The organism is Nocardiopsis dassonvillei subsp. dassonvillei DSM 43111, assembly GCF_000092985.1.
Lineage (GTDB): Bacteria > Actinomycetota > Actinomycetes > Streptosporangiales > Streptosporangiaceae > Nocardiopsis > Nocardiopsis dassonvillei.
In genome coordinates, this window is sequence record NC_014210.1 from 2,566,664 (window position 1) to 2,581,145 (window position 14,482).

Sequence of the window (14,482 nt, forward strand, 5' to 3'; positions counted from 1 at the left end):
GTTCCGCTAAGATAACCGGAGAACCACCCCACTTAGCAAGCGCAGGAGGTCACGGTGGTCGAGAGCGCAGCGCGAAGGCCCTTGCGCGCGGACGCCCGGCGCAACTACGAACGCATCGTCGCCGTGGCCGAGGAGGTGTTCGCGGCGCACGGGGTCGACGCCTCACTGGAGGAGATCGCCCGCCGGGCCGGAGTGGGCTCGGCGACCCTGCACCGGCACTTCCCCTCCCGCCGCCGCCTGCTGGAGGTGGTCTTCCACGACCGCGTCGAAGCGCTCTGCGCGGGGGCGCGGGAGCATGCCCGCACCAGCGGGCCCGGCCCCGCCCTCTTCGCCTGGCTGCGGGACCTCCACGCCTACGCCGAGGCCAGCCGCGGACTGGCCGCCTCGCTGCTGCGGGACGGCCGCGACGCCGACCTGCTGGAACGCGACGACGGCTGCGCGGCGATGATCACCGCCGCGGCCGGTGAACTCCTGGAGCGCGCCCGTCGGGCGCGGGCGGTGCGCCCCGGTGTGCGCGCCGAGGACCTGGTCGCGCTCGTCAGCGCCATCTCGCTCGCCACGGAGGACCACCCAGACGGCGCGCGGGCGGGCCGTCTGCTGGACATCGCGATCGCGGGGGTACGCCCGCAGGAGCCGGCGGCCGCGACCGGCGGGACCTCCTGAGGCCGGGGCCGGAAGTGGTCGCGGCCTGACGCGGGGACGTCACGCGGCACGTTCGGAGGCGATGTCCCCCGCCAGGCGCGCGGGCCCGGTGGGACAGCGGTCGGCGGCCGACCGGGCACGGGCCCGAACAGAAACGGCGCGGCGGCACGGGGGAGTGGGTCCGTGCCGCCGCGCCCGAGGGGGCCGGGCGGGAGTCAGCCGCGGCCCGCCTCCACCGGGGTGTGGTCCTTACGCGCGGCCCGCCGGGCGCGCAGTCGGCCGACGGCCACGACCAGGCCGATCGTCAGCAGCAGCCCGTAGATGCCCAGGGTGATCCCGCTGTCCACGAGCACCGACACGTCGCCCTGCCCCACGGCCAGGGCGCGGCGCAGCTCCGTCTCGGCCACCGGGCCCAGGACGACCGCGATCAGCACCGGAGCCAGCGGAATGTCGAAGCGGCGCATCATCAGAGCCACCAGGCCCAGGATCAGCATCAGCCACAGGTCCACCATGGACGACGCGGCCGCGTACACGCCCAGGGACGAGAACACCGCGATCCCGGCGTACATGTACGGCTTGGGGACCAGCAGCAGCTTGGCCCACAGCGGCGCGAAGGGCAGGTTGAGGATGAGCAGCATGACGCTGCCGATGAACAGGCTGGCCAGCAGCGCCCAGACCAGGTCGCCGTCGCGCTCGAACAGCAGCGGACCGGGCTGCATCCCGTACTGCTGGAAGGCGGCCAGCATGATCGCGGCGGTCGCCGACGTGGGCAGGCCCAGACCCAGCAGGGTGCCCATCGCGGTTCCGGCGGTGGCGCTGGCGGCCGCCTCCGGCGCGGCCACGCCCTCGATCGCGCCGTCGCCGAACTCGTCCTCGCCCTTGCCGCGCCGGGCGCGCCGCGCGGCGAGCTTGCGCTCGGTGCCGTAGGCCAGGAAGGTCGGGATCTCCGAGCCGCCCGCCGGGATGGACCCGAACGGCAGGCCGAACAGGGTTCCGCGCATCCAGGCCGGAAGCGTGCGCCGCAGGTCGCGTCGGCTCAGCCAGGGAGTGCCGGTGCGCCGCAGGCCACCGCTGGCCGCGTCGCCCGCGTGGGCGGTGGCGGCCACGTGCAGCACCTCGCCGATCGCCAGCAGCGCCACGGTCACCGTGATGATGCTGAAGCCCTCGAAGAGCTGGGGAACGCCCAGGGTGAAGCGCTCGGCGCCGCTGAGGCCGTCGATGCCCACCATCGAGATGGCCAGGCCGATGCCCAGGGCGATCAGGCCGCGCACGGCCGAGTCCGAGACCACCGCGGAGGTGGCCACGAACGCGAAGACGGTGAGCGCGAAGTACTCGGCGGGACCGAACTGCAGCGCCAGCTGCACGATGACCGGTGAGAAGAACGCCACCAGCGCCGTGGACACGATCGCGCCGATGAACGCGCCGATCGCCGCCGTGGCCAGAGCCTGCGGAGCCCGCCCGCGCTTGGCCATCTTGTGGCCCTCGATGGCGGTGGCGATGGCCGAGGCCTGTCCGGGCGTGTTCATCAGGATGGCGGCGGTGGAGTCGCCGAACAGCCCGCCGTAGTACACACCGGCGAACATGATGAACGCGCCGGTGGGGTCGAGGTGGAAGGTGACCGGCAGCAGCAGCGCGACGGCCATGGAGGAGCCCAGGCCGGGCACCACGCCCACGGCCGTGCCGAGCATGACGCCCAGCAGCGCCAGGAAGAGGTACTCGGGGCTCAGCGCGTTGGCGAACCCCGCCATGAGGTTGGTGAGAACGTCCATTTAGAAGATGCCCCCGAGGATTCCGGCCGGCAGGTTCAGGCCCAGACCGGCGACGAAGGCGAGCTGGATGATGGAGGAGAACACCAGCGACAGCACGGCGTCGAACAGGTACCGGCGGCTGCCCAGGGCGTAGGCCACGCCGAAGAACAGCAGTGCCGCGGACAGCAGCCAGCCCACCGGCTGGAGCAGCAGGATGAACACCGTCAGCGAGGCGACGACGATCCCCAGGCAGCTCCAGTCGATGCGCACGGGCCCCGCCTCGCCGGCCGGGGCGCCCCCGTCGTCGGCGGTGGCGTCGGCGTTCTCACCGGTGGTCGGCGCCTCGGCGGTGCGGGCCGGGCGCAGGAGGACCTGTACGGCCAGGGCGACGCCCGTGACGCCCATGAAGATCGCGACCAGGGTGGGGAAGAAGCGCGGGCCGGGAGGTTCGGTGCCCGGCGGCACCGGCATGGCGGCGGTCTGCACGGCGATGAACCCGGCGATGCCCAGCACCAGGGCGGCGACCAGCAGTTCGGACCGGCCCCGCCACCAGGAGGGGCGGGGCGGCGGGGCGACGGGCTCCGTCGCCCGGGTGGGGGTGGTGGCGTCGGTACTCAAGACAGGCCCAGTTCCTCGGTGATGGTGGTGATGCGCTCGGTCTCCAGGGCGAGGAACTCCTCGAACTCCTCGCCGGTCTGGAAGGTGTCGTCCCAGCGGTTGCGCTCCAGCGTCTGCGCCCACTCGGGGGTGTCGTGCATCTCGGTGACGATCGCGGTCAGCTCGGCGCGCTCCTCCTCGGTGATGCCGGCCGGGGCCACGAACCCCCGCCAGTTGGGCAGGACCGCGTCGATGTCCTGCTCGGCCAGGGTGGGGACGTCGATGCCCTCGACGCGCTCGTGCGCGGAGACGCCCAGGGCGCGCACGTTGCCCGCCTCGATCTGGTCGCTGAACTCGTTGTAGCCGCTGATGCCCACGTCGACGCTGCCCGACAGCAGCGAGGTCAGCGCCTCACCGCCGCCGGAGAAGGCGATGTAGTTGACGTCCTGGGGGTCGACGTCGACGTCGGAGGCGATGAGTCCGGCCAGCAGGTGGTCGGTGCCGCCCAGGGAGCCGCCGCCGATCGCCATCCCGCCCGGGTCCTCGCGCCAGGCCTCGGCCAGGTCGCCCATGTCCTGGTACGGGGAGTCGTCGGGGACCACGACCACCTCGTAGTCGTCGGCCAGCCGGGCGATGGGGGTGACGTCCTGCAGGTCGTGCGAGGAGTTGTTGACGATGATGCTGCCGATCATGACCGTGCCGGTCACCATCAGCATGTTGGCCCGGCCCTCCTGGCGGACCGCCTGGGCCAGGCCGATGGTTCCACCCGCGCCGGGAACGTTGACCACCTGGTTGTTGGCGACGATCTCTCCCTCGCGGAAGGCGTTCTGCGCCTCGCGCCCCACCAGGTCCCAGCCGCCGCCGGGCGCGGCGGGCACGATCGTGGTCAGTCGGCTGCGTACGGCCTCGGCGCCGTCGCCGCCGGTCGACGAGGCGTTGACCGCCGCGGCGCCGATGACGACGGCCGCGGCGACCGCGCCGCCGACGCGCAGAATGCGCTGGATGCTCATGGGGTGGCTCTCTCCGTTGCTGCGGGTCCGCGGTGCGGGCGGGCGCTCGCGGGCCGACGGACCGCCCGAGGCGGGAGCGTGGCGGCCGTTACACCGCTCCGTGGCGCCGGTCGCATCCGCACCGGTTTCGAGAGCATGACCCACGGTTTGCCGACCGGTAAATCTTCTGGTCGTTTTGAACACAGAGATTGTTGTGGTCGCCCCGGGTTTCCGCCCGAGGCAGCGGTCGCGATGGCGGGCGGACAACCACCCTGTCCCGCTCGCGATGCGCGCAATAGCCTCGTTTCACCCGACGGGAAACGGCCGGTCAACGGCCTGGGGCGGGCACGGGGCTGCGGCCGGGGGTTCCCGGCCGCACGGGCTCCGTGCGCCTTCCCAGCGGCGGAGCCGGCAGGTCCGCGCGGTCCCGGAGGGCGCAACGCACCCGCGACCGACGAAGGACGGCCATGACGCTCCTGCTCGCCCACATCAGCGACCTGCACCTGGACGGGACCGACCGCACCACCGGGCGCGCCGCCCGGACCGCGGAGTACCTGCGCGGCCTGGCCCAGGCGCCGGACGCGCTCCTGGTCACCGGTGACATCGCCGACCACGCCACCGCTGAGGAGTACCGCGAGGCGGCCCGGCTGCTGGACCTGCCCTTCCCGGTGCTGGTCTGCCCCGGCAACCACGACGACCGCGGGCGGATGCGCGCGTCGCTGCTGGGCCGGGAGCCGTCCGACGCGCCTTTCAACCAGGTGCACGAGGTGGGCGGCGCGGCGGTGCTGACCTGCGACTCGACGGTCCCGGGCGAGGACGGCGGCCACCTGGACACGGCCACCCTGGTGTGGATCAACGAGACGCTGAGCGCCCTGCCCGACGACCGGCCCGCCCTGCTGGCCCTGCACCACCCGCCCGTGCGGGTCCACCACCCGCTGCCCGACTCCATGCGGCTGGACAACGCCGACGACCTGGCCGGGCTGCTGCGGGCCCACCCCCGGGTGGCGGGGATCCTGGTCGGGCACGCCCACACCGGCGGGGCGACCACCTTCGCCGGGCGGCCCCTGCTGCTGGCGCCCGGCGTGACGTGGACGCTGAGCATGCCCTGGGAGGGCGGGCCCGCGGCCAACCGCGACCAGCCCCCGGGTGTGGCCTTCCACATCCTGGACGAGGACCGGCGCCTGACCACGCACTTCCGCGCGGTGGTCTGAGTTCGGGCTGGGACCCCGCCGAGGCCCGGTCGATGGTCCACGACCGGAACCGGGCGGGTCGGCTCCTCGGGCGGTAACGAGAGCAGCCATCGGCTGGCCCGGTCCGGTCAGGGGAAGCGTTCTCGGCGCGGCGCGGGTCGGCCCGCGCCGCGCCGAGAGCCTCCGCGCACCAAGGGGAGCTCCGATCAGAGGAGCATGGCCAGCTGGCGGCACTGGGCGACCAGGGTGCCCGTGCTGTCCCAGATCTCCATGTCCTCCTCGTGCAGGCCGCCGGAGACGTGCTTGGTGAAGACCCGGCAGGCCAGCCACCCCGGGGCGGGCCTGGCGCGCACGTGCACGCTCAGCTCGACGGTGATCGTCGCGAACTCGCCGATCTCCAGGACCGCGGGCGGAGCGAAGTCCACCATCGAGGCCAGCGCGTGGGTGTCGGGTTCGCGCCCGTCGGCGAAGCGCATCCAGAACTCGGCGTGCGGGCGGCCGTCCCTCCTGCCGTCCAACCAGCCCGGACGCCCGGGGTAGCGGTAGTCGACGCTGCGCGCGATGCCCAGGCCCTCGGGGTTGTCGAACTCGGGCGGAACGGGGCAGTCCTCGGGGGCGGGCAGGCGCGGGGGCTCGTCCAGGGTCAGCACGCGGGCCGAGGGGTCGGGGGACAGGTCGCCGTAGGTGGCGGTGGCGCGCAGGATCTCCTTGCCGCCCTGCTCCAGGCGGACCTGGCCGGTGGCGGTGCGGCGCCCCTCGCGTACCACCTCGGTGCGCGCGGTGGCCGCGCCGGGGGCGGCGGGGCGCAGGAAGAACGCCGAGACGGCCAGGGGGTCGGGCTGGCTCAGGTTCTGGCGCAGCGCGTTGAGGGCGGCGCCCAGGACGTAGCCCCCGTTGGGGTGGGAGGTGAAGGTGGTCCAGGCGTCGGTGAGGGTGGCGGCGAACTCGCCGTCGGCCAGTTTCTCGACGCGGGTGTCCCGGTCGAACCGGAAGTCCTCGGTGGTGCGGTCAGGGCTCATGCCCCCAGATGTTACCGGCGAGTAAGGCCCGGTGGTGGACGCGGGGCGGCCCGTCCGGGGAAAGTGGTTGACCCTGACGCGGCGTCAGGCCCTAGCTTCGGGCACACGTCACCACCAGCGAGGAAGCACCAGGACAGATGGGACACACCGTCGGCGAGGCCGCCCGGATGAGCGGGCAGACCGTCCGGACCCTGCACCACTACGACCGGATCGGACTGCTCGTTCCCGCCGAACGCACCCGGGCGGGTTACCGCAGCTACAGCGACCAGGACCTGGAACGGCTCCGGCAGATCCTGACCTACCGGGAACTGGGCTTCGGCCTGGACCGGATCGCCGCCCTGCTCGACGACCCCGCCGCCGACACCCGCGCCCACCTGGCCCGTCAGCACCGGCTGGTGACCGAACGCATCGAACGCCTGCGCACGATGGCGCGCGGCATCGAACGCCTGATGGAGGCCGACACCATGCAACTCGACCTGACCGCCGCCGAACGCCTCGAACTCTTCGGCGACTTCGACGTGGACGCACACTCCGAGGAGGCCCGCCGACGCTGGGGCGGCACCGAGGCCTACGCCCAGTCCCAGCGCAGGGTCGGCTCCTACACCAAGGCCGACTGGGAGCGGCTCAACGCCGAGGGCGAGGAGATCTACCTGGCCCTGGCCGCGGCCATGAACGACGGGCAGGCGCCCGACAGCCCCGCCGTGATGGACCTGGCCGAGCGGCACCGCGCCCACATCACCCGCTGGTTCTACGACTGCACCACCTGCGTCCACCGGGGACTGGGACGGCTGTACGTGGACGACGAGCGCTTCACCGCCACCGTCGACGCCCACGCCGAGGGGCTGAGCGTGTACCTGCGCGAGGCCTTCGCCGCCAACGCCGCACGTCAGGAGGCGTGAAACGGCGGAGGCCGGTGACCGGGCGCCCGGTCACCGGCCTCCGCCGGATGAGCATGCGAGAGCGGGGTTCGCACGCTCCACTGTCTGTCTAGGAACGGTCCGTTACCAGAGCTGGTCCACGATGATCTCGGCGTCGTCGACCTGGTGCTGGTACCGGTCGGGGTAGGCCGAGCGCTGCACGTCCTGGGCGACCTCGCCCAGGGGGGTGTCGTCCCAGCTGCCCTCGGGGTAGACACGCTCGAGCTCGTCGAAGAAGGCGTTGGTGGCCCAGGTGGGGTCGAGACGGTCCTTCTGCGAGCCGTAGTGGTCGCGCTGCTGGAACAGGCCGACGCTGTCGCGGTCGCCCCAGTCGAGGTTGTCCAGGTGGGTCTCGACGATGGAGGTGGCCACCGCCATGGCGGCGGCGTCCTCGCCCAGGTCGCGGTCCTTGGCCGCGTCGACCATCGCCCGGGCGTTCTCGACGTGCTCCTCGGTCATGTGACCGGCCATGTCATCGTTCAGCTTGTCGTTGAGGGTGTCGGCGATCTCCTTGGCGGAAGCCGTGTCCGCGGCTGCGGCGCCCGGTCCGGCCAGAAGCAGCCCGCCGGTGATGAGCAGGCTGGAGGTCGCGGTAAACGTCAACTTGGGTATCGATCGCATAAAGTTCACTCGTGCAACGTATGCGCTGGTCAGGGCTTTGAAAAGTGTTTGAAACCACTTGGGTCTGGTGGGAAAGACAACACCAAGCCCGAGCAACCCCCTGGTCAGGCGGCATGGGGCCGCTTCCGGGCCTCTCCGGCGTCCTGCGGCGGGCCGGACCAGCGCGAACGTGACCGTGCCAACAGCGGGGCCCGAGCACACCCGGACCACACCGGCCGCCGAAAGCAGGAGGCCCGCGTAGCCGCGCCGCGACGCTCGCGGCGGGCGGGGCGGCCGGGTGACGGGCGGTAAAGAGCGCGCCGGAACCCGGCCGGACCGCGCGGACCGACTCCCGCACGCGCGCACGCGGGCCGCGCAGGTCGATGAGGTCGGTTCGCGGCTCGGCGCCGACGGCTTCGCGCGCACGCGGGGGCATGCCAGTCTGGTGGTCCCGCTCCCCGCCAACGGAAAGGGCCGCCCGTGCGCTGGACCGTCCACTCGGAGAAGCCCCTGTACACCGACCCGTGGATCGACGTGCGGGCCGCGGACGTCGAACTGCCCGACGGGCACCGGTTCGACCACCGGCTCATCCGCCGACCACCCGGGGCCGGTGCCGTGGTGCTCGACGGACGGGGCCGGGCGCTGCTGCTGTGGCGGCACCGGTTCATCACCGACACCTGGGGTTACGAGATCCCCATGGGCGGCGTGCACCCGGGGGAGAGCCCCGAGCGGGCGGCCGCGCGCGAGGTGCTGGAGGAGACCGGGTGGCGGCCGGGACCGCTGCGCCCGCTGGTGTACGTCCAGCCCTCCAGCGGGCTGACCGACAGCGAGCACCGCGTCTTCGTCGCCGACACGGCGGAGAGGGTCGGCGAACCCCAGGACGCCTGGGAGGCCGAGCGCGTGGAGTGGGTGGCGTTGGACCGGGTCCCCGAGCTGATCAGGCGACGCCAGCTGGTGAGCGGCACATCCATGAACGCGCTGCTGTATTTGTACGCCACCGGCCGGGACTGAGGGGGCGCACCGACTGCCCGGCGCTGAAGCCCTCGGCCAGCGCCACGTCGGGGGCACGGGGCGGGCGGCTCCCGGTAAACCCTTTTCCGTTCGCGCGGACCGGTTGCTACCGTGAACTCGTGCATCTACCTCTGTACCTCTGATCCGAGCCTGAGCGCCCGCCCCGCCTCCGCGTGGCCGCGGGTGCCCGACGTGTACACCGACCCGCTTCCCGGGTCCTTCCCGTCAGCTCGAAGAGCTCCCGCACACCCCGCCGCCACCGCGCCGGGCGGAGCTCTGTTCGGAGGAACAGTGACCACCCTCAACCCCAAACTCGTGCTGCCCGCCGGTGAACGGGCGCAACTGACCGCGAACGGCGTCCACATCGACCGCGGCGGCCGCACGGTCCTCTCCGGTGTCGACATGACCGTCACACCGCGATCCCGCTGGGGAGTCGTGGGCGAGAACGGCCGCGGCAAGTCCACGCTGCTGCACGTCCTCGCCGGTGCGCTCGAACCCGACTCCGGGACCGTACAGCGCATCGGCACCCTCGGCGTCGCCGAACAGGAGATGCCGGCGACCGGCGGCCGCACCGTCGGGGACCTGGTCGACATCGAACTCGCCGACGCCCGCGCGGCCCTGGCCGCGCTCGACGCCAGCGCCGAGGGACTGGCCGAGGGCGATCCCCGGGCCGCCGAGGAGTACACCGCGGCCCTGAACGCCGCCGAGGTGCTGGACGCCTGGGACGCCGACCGGCGCGTCGACCTCGCCCTGGAGAACCTGGGCGCCGTCACCGACCGGTCCCGGCCGCTGGCGGAGCTGTCGGTGGGCCAGCGCTACCGCGTCCGGCTGGCCTGCCTGCTGGGCGCCTCGCACAACTTCCTTCTGCTGGACGAGCCCACGAACCACCTCGACGCCGCCGGGCTCGACTTCCTGACCGCCCAACTGCGCGGGCACGGCAACGGCGTGGTGCTCGTCAGCCACGACCGCGCCCTGCTCTCGGACGTGGCCACGACGATGCTCGACCTCGACCCGAGCCGCGACGGCAGGCCCCGCGTGTACGGCGGCGGGTTCGCCGGGTACCAGGAGGGACGGCGCGCCGAGCGCGAACGCTGGGCCGCCGAGTACGAGCAGCAGCGGGCCGAGCACGCCCGCCTCACCCAGGACCTGTCCGAGGCGCAGAACCGGCTGGTCAGCGGCTGGCGGCCGGACAAGGGCACCGGCAAGCACCAGCGGGCGACCCGCGCGCCCGGACTCGTGCGCTCCGTCCACCGTCGGCGCGACGACCTGGAGGCGCACGCGGTCACCATGCCGCCGCCACCGCTGCGGTTCCGGATGCCGGAACTGGCGGCGCTGCCCGGCGTGACGCTGGTCAGGGCCGACGAGGTCACCGTCGCGGGGCGGCTGGACCAGCCGGTCACCCTGGCCCTCGACTCCGGTTCGCGACTGGTGGTCACCGGGGCCAACGGGGCGGGCAAGTCGACGCTGCTGTCGGTGCTCGCCGGGCGGATCGAGCCGACCGGCGGCGGTGTGCGCACCGCGCGCACCGCACGGGTGCGACTGCTGGCCCAGGAGTCGCCGCGGGCGGGGGCACGCCGTGCCCGCCAGGTGTTCGCCGCCCACCTGGGACGGCTCGTCAGCGAGGGCGTGCTCAGGGAGAGCGAGACGGTGTCGTTGAGTTCTCTGGGGCTGCTCTCGTCGGCGGACGTCAACAAGCCGTTGCGTGAGTTGTCCATGGGGCAGCAGCGCAGGCTCGACCTGGCCCTGGCGCTGGCGTCCCGGCCGCACGTGCTGCTGCTGGACGAGCCGACGAACCATCTCTCGATCGCCCTGGTCGACGAGCTCACCGAGGGCCTCGGCGCCACCGGGGCGGCGGTGGTGCTCGCCACCCACGACCGGCAGCTCCAGCGCGACGTCGCCTCGTGGGACCGGCTCACGCTGGCCCCGCGGGCGTCCGCGTCCGATCTGGTCGGCCAGTCGGCCGCACACGGCGGCGGCTGATCCGGTCGGTTGACGTGACGTGTGGGCCCGGCGGCGTTCCGCCGGGTCCTCCACGGCGGGTCGGCCGATCAGAGCGGCATTCCGTAACGGGCGGCGATCGCGACGGCTCGGTCGCGCAGGCAGGCGCGCAGCCACTGCGGGTCCTGGGCCTCCGCGTCCGTGGCGAGCTGCCACAGCGCCCATTCGGCGTGCCTCGCGTCCTGGAAGGTCAACTCCAGCCGCAGCCAGCCGTCCGCGTCGACTTCTTCGGCGCGGACGGCCAGCGCCGTACCCACCAGGTCCTCCCGCCGCTCCGGGGCCGCCCGCACCAACACGGTGACCTGGTCACCGCCGGTCCGGAACCGCGTGCTGCGCTCCTGCCAGACCCGGTCCAGGTCGATCCGCTCCGGCCGCTGCGCGGGTTCGGGGAGCTCCTCGGCTTCCAGGACCCGGGACAGCTTGTAGGTGCGGTCCTGGCCGGACCTGGTGGCCAGCAGGTAGCCCCGGTCGCGCACGGTGACCAGACCGACCGGGTCCACAGTGCGCCACTTCGGGTCCTGGTCCACAGCCGCGTAGCGGATGCGCAGCCTGTGCCCGTCGAACACCGCCCGCCGGATCACGGCCACCACGGTGTCGGGCACCTCCTCGACAGCCGGTCGACGCGAGAGCAGATCGGTCTCCGGGTCGATGAGCAACCGCTGGGCCGCACCGGCCGCGGTGGCCCGATCGCCTTCGGGCAGCGCGTCGACCACCTTGCGCATGGCCGAGGCCAGCGCCGCCCCGAGGCCGAACGCCTGCGCGCCCCGCCGCGATCCGGCGACCAGCAGGGCGAGCGCCTCGTCGTGGTTCAAGCCGGTGAGCTCCGTCTGGAAACCGGGCAGCAACGCGAAACCGCCGTGCCGACCGCGTTCGGCGTAGACCGGCACACCGGCCGCGGACAGCGCCTCGATGTCGCGCAGCACGGTGCGTGTGGACACCTCCAGCTCGCGGGCCAGCGTGGCCGCTGACAGCCGACCGCGCTGGCGCAGCAGCAGAACCAGTGAGACCAGCCGGTCAGCTCGCACACGAAGAACCTACCGGAATACATGACACAGGATGTCGTGATTTTCCAGGAGGCTTGTCAGCACGACGTCGAAGAACGCGGCCGCCGAGCCGATGGACGTACGTGCCTGTCGATGAACCGAACGGAGCTGATGTGGCGATGGAGCGAACGGTGGTCAACCCGTGGACGTGGTCGGTGGGGATGGGGTACAACCAGGGCGAGATCGTGTCCGGGAACGCCCGGACCCTGTACTGCTCCGGGCAGACCGCGATGAGCGGCGAAGGCGAGCCCCAGCACGCCGACGACATGGCGGCGCAGTTGGCGCTGAGCCTGGAGAACCTGGAGGCCGTCCTCGGTGAGGCTGGGATGTCCCTCGTGAACCTGGTCCGGCTCAACGTCTACACCACCGACGTCGACCTGCTCTTCCAGCACTACGGCGTGCTGGCGTCGCGGTTGGGCGCGGCCGGGGTCGCGCCGACCACCACGATGCTCGGGGTGACACGGCTGGCGATCCCCACCCTGATGGTCGAACTGGAGGGAACCGCCGTCGCGTGATGCGACCTCACCGCCTCCGCTGCCCGTACTGGTCGAACCGGCACGGACAGCGGAGGCGGGCGGTTTCCGGAGCACAGGGAACGGCAGCGCCACGGGACGCGTGTGGACCTTCGGCCCCGAGCGCGGTTCCCTTTAGCGGTGCCGTCCGGTCCGGCGGGCGGAGGCGCGGGCGCCGGGCGGGGCAGAACAGGCAAAACCCGTGGCACTCGACGGTCCGAGCGGGTTAGCGTGCGGGGTATGTCCACCCGCGACGGCTGGCGCACCCCGGAACTGGCCGAGACGATGCGCCTCATCCGCGCGGAGACCGACCGCGCCTGGGCCGAGGCGTGCGCCGAGTGGGACGCCGAACCGGGCGGCGACGCAGAACGCGACCTGGCCGAACTCGTGCTCTCCGACCCCGGTCAGTTCGCCTGGCGGGTGGTGGACGCGGCCATGGACCGCCTGGTCTGCCCCGAGTGCGGGCGGGCCCTAGGGTCGGGCGAACCGGGCTGCGGGCCCTGCGACCTGGCCGACGGGCACCGCTACCTGGCCCGGGAGCCCGACCGTCCGAACGTTCCCCCGGGCAACGAGCACGCGATCCGGGTCGGCTCGGTGGTCGTGCGCCAGTGGTACCGCTACCCGGCCAGGGCGGTGTGCGGCTGGGAGTTGGCCCTGCCCGAGATCCACCGGGGCTTCCTGCCGACCGGGGCGCAGGGGCGGGCGGCCAAAGCCCGGATCAACCGACTCACCGAACAGCAGCTGCGCACGGTGTCCTCCTACCGGGAACTGGAGGAGCTCACCGGGGGCGCGTGAGCGGACCCCGGGCCCACGCCCGTCCGGCCCCGCCGCTTCCCCGGCCGCGTGGCCGCGGCAGGCACACCCGCCCGCCGGTGGTCCCGCCCGACGCCTCCTCCTCCCGGGATGAGGAGGCGCGGGTCCCCTGCCCGCGCCTCCTCGCCCCCTCACGCGAGGGCCACCGGACTCAGCGCATCAGCGCCAGCTTCCCGGTGAGCTTGTTGACGGCGTTGCGCGCCCCGAAGACGGCCACCCCCACGTACTCCACGTCCTGCGGCTCGGTGACCGCGAGGGCGTCCAGGTACTCCACGTAGTCGCGGGAGCGGCGGGCCACCTCGTTGAAGCCCACCACCGTCAGGTCGCGCTCGTCGGCCCCGGCCTTGAGCGCGCGCAACTGCTCCGCCGAGGCCACCAGGGTCGGCACCGGGTGCGGGTTGAGCCCGGCGTGCAGGCCGCCGCCCGCGTCCTTGCCGTCGGCGGCCAGCGAGTTCTCCATCCGTCCGCCCAGCGCCAGGCCGAGCACCACCCCCGCGTTGGCGGCGAGCGCGGGCTCCAGGCCCTCGCGCAGGACGACGACGATCTTGGTGGACATCCCCATGGTTACCCCGTTCATATGGCTTGTGAACGGTGCAGAACCTAGCCATACGGTCGCGCTCATGGTTGCGGGACCGAATACTATTCGACCGAGAGGCTACCGTGGGGGCCATGGACGAACTTGATTCGGCGATCGTGCGCGAACTCCAGCAGGACGCGCGGCAGACCAACCGCGCCCTCGCGCACAAGCTCGGCGTGGCACCCTCCACCTGCCTGGAACGCGTGCGCCTGCTGCACCGGCGCGGGGTCATCCGGGGCTACCACGCCGACATCGACCCGGCCGCGCTCAACCGGGAGGTGGAGGCCTTCGTGTCGGTGCAGCTGCGCCCGCCCAGCCGCCAGGTCATCGAGGGCTTCAAGGGCGCGATGTTCGCCCTGCCCGAGGTGCTGGCGGTCTACGTCGTGGCGGGGGAGCAGGACTTCCTGGTGCACGTGTCCGTGCCCTCCCTGGACGCGCTGCACAGCTTCCTCATCGACCGGCTCACCCAGCGCCGCGAGGTGGCCAGCTTCCGCAGCCAGATCATCTACGACAGCGCCCGCAAGCACGTCGCCGCGCCCCTGGAGCCGCCGCAGTGAGCCGGAGCCCCCTCGCCGGGAACCGTGGACGGCGCCCCCGCGTCCAAGAACCGACACACGGCCACAAAGGGGACAGATGAACAAGGGCAAGAACAACAACATCGCACTGGGACTGGCGCTCGGCGTCTGCTTCGGCACCTCCTTCGGCCTGCTCATGGACAACCTCGCACTCGGTGTGGCGCTGGGCCTGTGCATGGGCGTCGCCTTCGGCGTGGCCACCGGCAAGAAGACCACCGACAAGGGCGAGTAGCCGTCGCCGGAGGCCGTGC

General features: G+C 72.8%; 16 protein-coding genes. 9 read left to right on the forward strand and 7 right to left on the reverse strand.

Translation table 11 applies throughout. The annotated features are described in order from the left end of the window. Nucleotides 1-54 precede the first annotated feature (54 nt). Nucleotides 55-663: a TetR/AcrR family transcriptional regulator gene (locus tag NDAS_RS10615; RefSeq protein WP_013153174.1), complete on the forward strand. Its 609-nt coding sequence runs from the start codon at nucleotides 55-57 to the stop codon at nucleotides 661-663. 194 nt (nucleotides 664-857) lie between these two features. On the opposite strand, the gene NDAS_RS10620 is transcribed toward NDAS_RS10615, so the two are convergent. From NDAS_RS10620 to NDAS_RS10630, 3 genes are read right to left on the reverse strand one after another with little or no spacing between them, the layout of a single operon-like run. Then, nucleotides 858-2,411: a tripartite tricarboxylate transporter permease gene (locus NDAS_RS10620; protein ID WP_013153175.1), complete on the reverse strand. Its 1,554-nt coding sequence runs from the start codon at nucleotides 2,409-2,411 to the stop codon at nucleotides 858-860. Further along, a complete protein-coding gene (locus tag NDAS_RS10625) occupies nucleotides 2,412-3,008 on the reverse strand; it encodes a tripartite tricarboxylate transporter TctB family protein (protein ID WP_013153176.1) in 597 nt (198 codons plus the stop codon). Then, nucleotides 3,005-3,997: a Bug family tripartite tricarboxylate transporter substrate binding protein gene (locus NDAS_RS10630; RefSeq protein ID WP_013153177.1), complete on the reverse strand. Its 993-nt coding sequence runs from the start codon at nucleotides 3,995-3,997 to the stop codon at nucleotides 3,005-3,007. Before NDAS_RS10630 ends, NDAS_RS10625 begins: the two co-directional genes overlap by 4 nt. Nucleotides 3,998-4,443: 446 nt before the next feature. On the opposite strand from NDAS_RS10630, the gene NDAS_RS10635 reads away from it, so the two are divergent. After that, on the forward strand, nucleotides 4,444-5,187 hold the full coding sequence (locus NDAS_RS10635; protein WP_013153178.1) for a metallophosphoesterase: 744 nt from the start codon (nucleotides 4,444-4,446) through the stop codon (nucleotides 5,185-5,187). 185 nt (nucleotides 5,188-5,372) lie between these two features. On the opposite strand, the gene NDAS_RS10640 is transcribed toward NDAS_RS10635, so the two are convergent. Next, complete coding sequence (locus tag NDAS_RS10640; protein ID WP_013153179.1) at nucleotides 5,373-6,185, reverse strand: thioesterase family protein; 813 nt, start codon at nucleotides 6,183-6,185, stop codon at nucleotides 5,373-5,375. Nucleotides 6,186-6,322: 137 nt separating this feature from the next. Between NDAS_RS10640 and NDAS_RS10645 the strand changes: the two genes are divergently transcribed. After that, nucleotides 6,323-7,084, forward strand: coding sequence for a MerR family transcriptional regulator (locus NDAS_RS10645; protein WP_013153180.1), 762 nt, complete (start codon nucleotides 6,323-6,325; stop codon nucleotides 7,082-7,084). A 102-nt stretch (nucleotides 7,085-7,186) separates the two neighbouring features. Here NDAS_RS10645 and NDAS_RS10650 read toward each other — a convergent pair whose 3' ends face one another. Continuing rightward, on the reverse strand, nucleotides 7,187-7,723 hold the full coding sequence (locus tag NDAS_RS10650) for a hypothetical protein (RefSeq protein WP_013153181.1): 537 nt from the start codon (nucleotides 7,721-7,723) through the stop codon (nucleotides 7,187-7,189). Between the two features lie 459 nt (nucleotides 7,724-8,182). On the opposite strand from NDAS_RS10650, the gene NDAS_RS10655 reads away from it, so the two are divergent. Beyond that, nucleotides 8,183-8,713 carry an NUDIX hydrolase gene (locus tag NDAS_RS10655; protein WP_013153182.1) on the forward strand — a complete coding sequence of 177 codons (531 nt, stop codon included), beginning with the start codon at nucleotides 8,183-8,185 and terminating at the stop codon, nucleotides 8,711-8,713. Nucleotides 8,714-9,004: 291 nt separating this feature from the next. Next, nucleotides 9,005-10,693 carry an ABC-F family ATP-binding cassette domain-containing protein gene (locus tag NDAS_RS10660; protein ID WP_013153183.1) on the forward strand — a complete coding sequence of 563 codons (1,689 nt, stop codon included), beginning with the start codon at nucleotides 9,005-9,007 and terminating at the stop codon, nucleotides 10,691-10,693. Between the two features lie 68 nt (nucleotides 10,694-10,761). Here NDAS_RS10660 and NDAS_RS10665 read toward each other — a convergent pair whose 3' ends face one another. After that, nucleotides 10,762-11,736 carry a helix-turn-helix transcriptional regulator gene (locus tag NDAS_RS10665; protein WP_013153184.1) on the reverse strand — a complete coding sequence of 325 codons (975 nt, stop codon included), beginning with the start codon at nucleotides 11,734-11,736 and terminating at the stop codon, nucleotides 10,762-10,764. Between the two features lie 137 nt (nucleotides 11,737-11,873). Between NDAS_RS10665 and NDAS_RS10670 the strand changes: the two genes are divergently transcribed. Next, a complete protein-coding gene (locus NDAS_RS10670; RefSeq protein ID WP_013153185.1) occupies nucleotides 11,874-12,269 on the forward strand; it encodes a RidA family protein in 396 nt (131 codons plus the stop codon). Between the two features lie 237 nt (nucleotides 12,270-12,506). Further along, a complete protein-coding gene (locus NDAS_RS10675) occupies nucleotides 12,507-13,061 on the forward strand; it encodes a hypothetical protein (protein WP_013153186.1) in 555 nt (184 codons plus the stop codon). Nucleotides 13,062-13,230: 169 nt separating this feature from the next. Here the strand turns inward: NDAS_RS10675 and NDAS_RS10680 are convergent, their stop codons facing one another. Further along, nucleotides 13,231-13,641: a DUF2000 domain-containing protein gene (locus NDAS_RS10680; RefSeq protein ID WP_013153187.1), complete on the reverse strand. Its 411-nt coding sequence runs from the start codon at nucleotides 13,639-13,641 to the stop codon at nucleotides 13,231-13,233. Nucleotides 13,642-13,748: 107 nt separating this feature from the next. Between NDAS_RS10680 and NDAS_RS10685 the strand changes: the two genes are divergently transcribed. Then, nucleotides 13,749-14,213: an Lrp/AsnC family transcriptional regulator gene (locus tag NDAS_RS10685; protein ID WP_036552214.1), complete on the forward strand. Its 465-nt coding sequence runs from the start codon at nucleotides 13,749-13,751 to the stop codon at nucleotides 14,211-14,213. A 76-nt stretch (nucleotides 14,214-14,289) separates the two neighbouring features. After that, the gene (locus NDAS_RS28875) at nucleotides 14,290-14,463 is read left to right on the forward strand and encodes a hypothetical protein (RefSeq protein ID WP_013153189.1); all 174 of its coding nucleotides are present in this window, start codon (nucleotides 14,290-14,292) and stop codon (nucleotides 14,461-14,463) included. Nucleotides 14,464-14,482 lie beyond the last annotated feature (19 nt).